Source organism: Calothrix rhizosoleniae SC01, assembly GCF_900185595.1.
Classification (GTDB): Bacteria; Cyanobacteriota; Cyanobacteriia; order Cyanobacteriales; family Nostocaceae; genus Calothrix_A; species Calothrix_A rhizosoleniae.
In genome coordinates this window covers 1-6,958 of the sequence record NZ_FYBH01000142.1, presented here as the reverse complement: position 1 = coordinate 6,958, position 6,958 = coordinate 1, and the positions used below count along the sequence as shown (strand labels likewise).

Annotated in this window: 7 protein-coding genes; 5 read left to right on the top strand and 2 right to left on the bottom strand. The window is 38.2% G+C overall.

What is annotated here, in order from left to right; genetic code table 11:
• The first annotated feature begins 14 nt into the window (after positions 1–14).
• Positions 15–656 (top strand): type I restriction endonuclease subunit R, encoded by a 642-nt coding sequence (locus CALSC_RS08690; protein ID WP_088240971.1) that lies wholly within the window; start codon positions 15–17, stop codon positions 654–656.
• 80 nt (positions 657–736) lie between these two features.
• Entirely contained in the window at positions 737–1,336 is a 600-nt protein-coding gene (locus tag CALSC_RS08685) for a hypothetical protein (RefSeq protein WP_088240970.1), read from the top strand.
• Between the two features lie 89 nt (positions 1,337–1,425).
• On the opposite strand, the gene CALSC_RS08680 is transcribed toward CALSC_RS08685, so the two are convergent.
• Together CALSC_RS08680 and CALSC_RS08675 are read right to left on the bottom strand one after the other, a co-directional pair.
• Entirely contained in the window at positions 1,426–2,439 is a 1,014-nt protein-coding gene (locus CALSC_RS08680) for a pentapeptide repeat-containing protein (RefSeq protein ID WP_088240969.1), read from the bottom strand.
• A gap of 134 nt (positions 2,440–2,573) precedes the next feature.
• On the bottom strand, positions 2,574–3,902 hold the full coding sequence (locus CALSC_RS08675) for a dihydroorotase (protein ID WP_088240968.1): 1,329 nt from the start codon (positions 3,900–3,902) through the stop codon (positions 2,574–2,576).
• 361 nt (positions 3,903–4,263) lie between these two features.
• Here CALSC_RS08675 and lepB point away from each other — a divergent pair, with 361 nt between their 5' ends.
• The 3 genes from lepB to CALSC_RS08660 form a co-directional block, all read left to right on the top strand.
• The gene (gene lepB / locus CALSC_RS08670) at positions 4,264–4,908 is read left to right on the top strand and encodes a signal peptidase I (protein WP_088240967.1); all 645 of its coding nucleotides are present in this window, start codon (positions 4,264–4,266) and stop codon (positions 4,906–4,908) included.
• Between the two features lie 202 nt (positions 4,909–5,110).
• Entirely contained in the window at positions 5,111–5,911 is an 801-nt protein-coding gene (locus CALSC_RS08665; protein ID WP_088240966.1) for an MOSC domain-containing protein, read from the top strand.
• Positions 5,912–6,440: 529 nt separating this feature from the next.
• Positions 6,441–6,958, top strand: a 518-nt coding sequence (locus tag CALSC_RS08660) for a response regulator (RefSeq protein WP_143288197.1), incomplete at its 3' end; no start/stop codon positions are given.

Sequence of the window (6,958 nt, the reverse complement as noted above, 5' to 3'; positions counted from 1 at the left end):
CAGTGATAACTGAAATGACACAGACAAAAGCCATCACGGAGGCGATTACCAATCTGGCGGATGCAGAAAGCCGCTTTGGTTTCGTCCGCATTGAAGAGGAGGGATTTTTCCCAGAGTGGTGTGCTGATTTACCAGCTTTGACGGAAGCGGACAGAGAAAACCTTGATGTCCTGCGGCGTAGATATATATATCATCGGTCTTTAGGGAATTTATTGGAAGGAACGGTGATGCTGCTGTTAGTTTCCCCATTACTGGCACTTGCCGGATTTTACGATCCCCCATTCCGGATCAGGGCGGAAGAAACTGTGGATGTGGTAGTGGATGATGGTGAGGAGATTCTACGCGGGCGGATTGATGTTCTCGTCCTGCAAGACCGATTTTGGGTGATGGTACTGGAGTCAAAAAAAACCACCCTGTCAGCGTTGTTGGCATTACCGCAAGCCCTAGTGTATATGATGGCAAACCCCAACTCCAATCTGCCCGTATTTGGCATGGTGACCAATGGCGATGATATTTTGTTTGTTAAGGTAGTACAAACGGGTAAGCCGCAGTATGATTTATCACGGGTCTTTGCTCCACTTACGAATGCCAGAGAACTTTACAATGTTTTGCAAATTCTCAAGGGGTTGGGTCAGGCAGTTATATCACAGGGATAGCGTCCACCACAAGAAGGACATTGTTGATTTTTCCCTAGTGATGTGGAGATGATATTACTATACGAAGCTGAAAACTTCCTATGTCTATCCTTGATAAAAATTCTAACTACTCTTTTCGCTCTTACTTTGAATTGTCCAATGATACTGATGAAATATTAGCTGAGTTTGACTATGATTTTATTCGTAAACGCTTGCAACTTCCTCAAACTAACCGTGAAATAGAAGGTTTAATTGAACTACGTCAGCAACTAGAAGAAACTATTCCTTATGTTACTCTTAGCAGCGAAGCAGCAAAGCGAGAAATTTTAATTGCACCTGTTTTAAGTCGAGTTGCAGTTATTTGTAAACGGCTTTTGAGAATTGAATATCCAGTAAAAGTAAATAATTTACTGCAAGGAAATCTCGACTATTTGATTCAATCTCACCACAGTTTAGTTGTGATTGAAGCCAAACGTGATGATTTAACCAGGGGTTTTACTCAGTTGGCAGTAGAGTTGATTGCAATGGCAATGTTAGAGGATACACCGGATATAATTTATGGTGTGGTGACTATGGGTGATGTATGGGTATTCGGTATTTTATCACCAGGTTCCCACACCATCACACGAGATATTGCTTCCTATACTTTGCCTGATGATTTAGAAGAAATAGTCAAGATTTTGGTGGGAATTTTGGAGTAATCAAAAAAGGAGCCGCAGCCCTAGTGACGAGGCAGAAAAAGATTGATTTTGAAAAGCTATTTTAATTTCCAAGTACTACAATCAATTGGTCATTTTGGGTCAGTTTTTTTATCTTGTTTTAATTTTTTAATAAATTTTTGATTTTCTTTATCTCCAGATTTGTATATAGCTTTTTCCCAGAAACAGGCTGATTTTATTTGTTGATGAGTTAGGTTTTTTGCTCCCACTAGGTTTGCTTTTTGAAGATTTGCTTTTTCTAGGTCTGCTTGTTGAAGATTTGCTCTTCCTAGGTTTGCTTTTTGAAGATTTGCTTTTGCTAGGAATGCTTTTTGAAGATTTGCTCCCACTAGGAATGCTTGTTGAAGATTTGCTTCCCATAGGAATGCTTGTTGAAGATTTGCTACCCCTAGGGATGCTTTTTGAAAATTTGCTCCCCCTAGGCTTGCTCCTTGAAGCTTGGCTTGATATAGATTAAGACCTTCTTTCTCTCCATTTCCATAAGATTTTGAACGACGTTTGAGTACTGTTATTACGGCTTGAATATCAATTTTAGGCTCAGAAACTTCTTGAGTATTTTCTGTGTTTAAATTAGATCGTTCTCGTAGAAATGCAGTTAAAACCTCTATTACAGTCCAATAATCTTTATCTGAATCTTTAGATATTCTTTCCAAAGCATAAATTGCCCCTATACGAACTTCTAATTTTCGACTTCCTAGTTGTTCTACAGCTTTAGAAAAACGGTCTGTGATTAATCGTTCGTTATTATGATTGTAACTTGATATTAAACTAAATGCGGCAATAAATGTTGCTACTAAACTTGAAAATGAAACAAGAGTTTTGATAATATCTAAAGTAAAATCTCGGTTTTTACTGTTATAGAATAAATGTAAAGGTTTAGTTACTAAAATACAAGTATTATTCTTTCTTTCCCACAAAAAATATTGAATTGGGTATTGATTTTTTAGCTGTTGGATTGCAGCTTCCCAATTTTCACGATCATTTCCTCTATTTTCGTCAGACCTTGATATTTCTTCAGCGATTGGTTTTATTTCTTTATCTGAAAAAGGATGTGTTTTTTCTCCTTTAGTTGGATCTATGAGCATGACCTGGTTTTTGAGAATTTGAGAAATTTTAAAACTATTTTATGCAATATATGCCCATAATCGGTAGGGGCACGGCGTTTTTAAAGTTACTTTATATACCGAGAGATTATGGATGCCGTGCCCCTACGGGACATTTATTTGTTGTTGCCAAACTCCAAAGCTCGACCTCTTACTTCCGTATTTACCTTACCTTGAGCGTATACTAATTGACCCCCAACAATGGTATATACAGGCCAACCAGTCAACTCCCAACCTTCAAAAGGACTCCACCCACACTTAGTTAATAACTCCTGGCGCAACACCGGACGAGAACTATTCAAATCAACCAATACCAAATCTGCATCATAACCAGGTGCGATCGCTCCTTTATTGGGAATCCCATATGCCTTAGCAGGGGCTGTAGACATCCAATTGACAACTTGAGGGATGGTACAACGTCCCTCCATCGCTTTGGTTAACATCAAAGGTAGGGAGGTTTCCACCCCCGGCATTCCGGAGGGAGTTTTGGGGTATTCCTGGGCTTTTTCCTCCAAGGTATGGGGGGCATGATCCGTAGCAATAAAATCAATCACCCCATCCAGCAAAGCTTGCCACAGGACTTGATTATCATGAGGCGATCGCAAGGGGGGATTCATCTGTGCCAAGGTGCCAATTTTCTCATAGGCACTGGTATTTAAGAATAAATGTTGGGGTGTTACCTCTGCTGTCACCCAACTAGGTTTATTTTGACGTAGTAGTTCCGCCTCCTCTGCTGTGGACATATGCAGAATATGCAGGCGACGCTGATATTTTTGCGAAAGTTTTAAGGCTAACTTGGTTGCTAATAAAGCTGCTTGATTATCTTGAATTTGGGAATGAATAGCAGGATCATGGATATTGGCAAATTCTTCCCTTCGTTGATTGATTCTAGCTTGATCTTCGGCATGAACAGCAATTAAACGTTTCCCTTGGGAAAATATAGATTCTAAAACTTCTGGATTATCTATTAATAATCCTCCCCGCATGGAACCCATGAAAATTTTGATCCCTGAAGTAGGGTTAGCTGCTAGCAGTTCTGCAATATTATCCCCCGACGCACCAATAAAAAAGCCATAGTTAACCAAACATTTGTCTTGGGCACGTTGCAGCTTATCATCTAAAGCAGCTTGGTTAGTGGTGAGGGGACGGGTATTAGGCATTTCCAGAAAAGAAGTAACTCCCCCCTTAGCACAAGCACAACTAGCTGTAAACAAATCCTCCTTATGTTCCAAACCTGGTTCCCGAAAATGTACCTGGGGATCTATTACCCCTGGCAACAAAGTTAAGCCAGTTGCGTCAATTTCTGTAATTGGTGATGTTGTAGATATATTGGCTGCGACTTCCACAATTAAGCGATCGCTTATTAACACATCCCCAACCATCAATTCACCATTGGGTAGGACAATGCGAGGGTGACGAATCAGTAAACTACTAGGCAATGACATGGGATTAATACTGTACAGGCAACAACCTGACTTATTGAATAACTACGCTTATAGGTTAAACTTGGTTGCATGGATAGCAATAAATTTTTGCAACTACTGACAAAAAACTTCATTTTTCTTCCCCATTCCTAAATTCCTAAATATTTTCCAGACAAATAGGAATTGACATCCTCCCATCAATGGAATCCGTGGGCTTCTGGGATACTGGCATAGAAAAATTTACTTTGCGCCAAATTCTGTAAACAAGATAACTGATGACTGATAAAATCTGTTGGCAAGGTTAAGATCGATAGATATAGTATTACCACTCGGATTAGTGCAGTTAAATAACTGTATACTGTGCCTTTAATTGATTATTTTCATGCAAAATCAAGTGTCTGATAATAACTCTAGCCCGCAACCAAATAACTCCTGGATGGGAGAACTCCTAAGAACCATTGGATTAAGCATTGTACTCGCCCTCGGGATTCGTACATTTGTCGCTGAAGCCAGATGGATTCCTACTGGTTCTATGGAACCTACTTTACATGGAACCCCTAATCAGTGGGAAGCAGATAAAATAATTGTTGATAAACTCAGTTATAACTTTACCAAACCACAACGGGGAGATATTGTAGTCTTCTCTCCCACAAAAAATCTACAAAGCGAAGAATACGAAGATGCATTTATTAAACGTATTATTGGTCTACCGGGAGAGAAAGTAGAACTCAAACAAGGTAAAGTTTTCATCAATAATAAGCCCTTACGAGAAAACAAATATCTTTCATCTTCACAAGTTACCTCAGTGGAGGTGTGTGCATCCGGACAACAACCACCCTTCCTTGCCCAATCCCAAACTATTCCCCCTGGCTCATACCTAGTCCTAGGGGATAACCGTGGTAGTAGCTATGATAGTCGTTGCTGGGGAGTAGTCCCCCGTGGGAATATTATTGGCCGCGCTATACTGCGTTTCTGGCCCCTAAATCATGTTGGTGGCATTGACAAATCACCAGTATATCCCCAGTAGTCGTTGATTTTACATGTTGTTTTTGTTACCCTAAAGGTTAAATAGAAACTCCTATGCTCTAAGTATCAAAACTTATGTCTAATACTTGGATATATTAGGACTTACGCAAAATTCACAATTGTCGGGAATAGACAAAAAATTGCGACTGCAATAAAATTTTTTTGCGTAAGTCCTGTTGATTAAACGACTGACAGGATAATTGATGCCTTACCTAGCCAAAATCCTCCTCTACCCAATTAAATCATTGGATGGGGTGGAAGTCTCCCAAACCCAAATTCTTCCCAGTGGTGCATTAAAATGCGATCGCAAGTTTGCTATTTTCGATCCACAAAATAAATTTGTAAATGGGAAACGCAATCCAAAAATTCATTTATTACGCTCCCATTTCAACTTGGATAAGCAAACAGTTTCGTTACAAATTCCCCACATCGGGACAAAAGATTTTCATCTAGATCTAGATAGGGAATCTTTAACAAAGGCTTTCAGCGATTTTTTTGGCATGACAGTCCGAATCAAAGATAATCCTGTGATGGGATTTCCTGATGATACCAAATCACCTGGGCCGACAATTATTAGTACCGCAACTTTAACAGAAGTTGCTTCTTGGTTTCCTGGGATGAGTGTAGAACAGTTACGCCGTCGTATACGAGCCAATTTGGAAATTGACGATGTACCAGCATTTTGGGAAGACAGGTTATTCACTGACACTGGAAATACAATATCTTTGCGGATTGGAGATACGCTTTTTTTGGGAGTAAATCCCTGTCAGCGATGTATAGTACCTGTGAGGAACCCAGAAACAGGTCAAGCTTACGAGCACTTCCAAAAAATATTTGTTTCCCAGCGCCAAAAAACCCTACCTCCTTGGGTTAATAAGTCTCGCTTCAATCACTTCTATAAGCTTAGTGTAAATACTAGGATATCCCCATTAACACCATCTCATGTTTTGTCCGTTGGAGACAGGATTGAGATAATTTCTTCAGCAAAAACCGATTATTTATAGTAAGTAGAATATCTCGATATTTGAGAAAATAACTATATAACGAAGCAGAGTAATAAATAAGTTGTCGCCCATTTAAATTGTATAACACTACACAATTAGGGCACGGGCATTGTTGAAGCACCAAACCTATGAATAGTAAACTTATTACTGATTACTTGCGCGTAGCGCTATATCGGTTTGTTTGACTGAGGAAACGTCCAATCTTCTTTCTTGCTGTTTCAGCTAAATAAATAATAGTTCAAGAGCTTTGTTTGCCTGAAATTTATTACTGGTAAAGCTTTCAGTTGTTTTATAGTTATATACGACCTAATAATAAGCCTATATCAAGCCTACACATAGGTAAGCATGAATGCTACATAGTTGCTATATAAAATCATAATACTTACTGAGCTAGATAGTTCAAATCTCTTCATACATATTGCTATAAAAAATTATACCAGTATATAATGAAAGTTATGTAACACCATAAATACATTCAATCAACTTTCAAAAATATAAATCATAATATTTACACAATAATAAAACCAATATGAATCGAATTAAAAAAGAGATTTTAGTAATTGATGACAAACCAGATAATCTACAATTATTATCCTCACTTTTACATCGTCATGGTTTTAATGTCAGTAAAGCTTTTAACTGGCAAATGACGGTAGATATTTGTAAAACAAAATTACCAGATTTGATTTTATTAGATATTATGATACCCGATATCGATGGCTATGAAATTTGTCTGCGATTAAAAAAATGGCAGTTAACCACCGATATTCCCATCATTTTTATGAGTGTATTGAATGATATTTTTGATAAAGTTAAAGCATTTAATGCTGGGTGTGTAGATTATATAACTAAACCTTTTGCCTTTGAAGAAGTTCTTGCTAGGATAAATAATCATCTAGAATTGAGAAGGGTAAAAACAGAGATATTACAATTAAATTATGAGCTAGAAAATAGAGTCAAAAAACGTACTCACGACCTAGAAAATGCGCTTCAAGAGCTACGGCATTCAATCAATGTTCGTCAAGAATTACAAACAAAATTACTAGA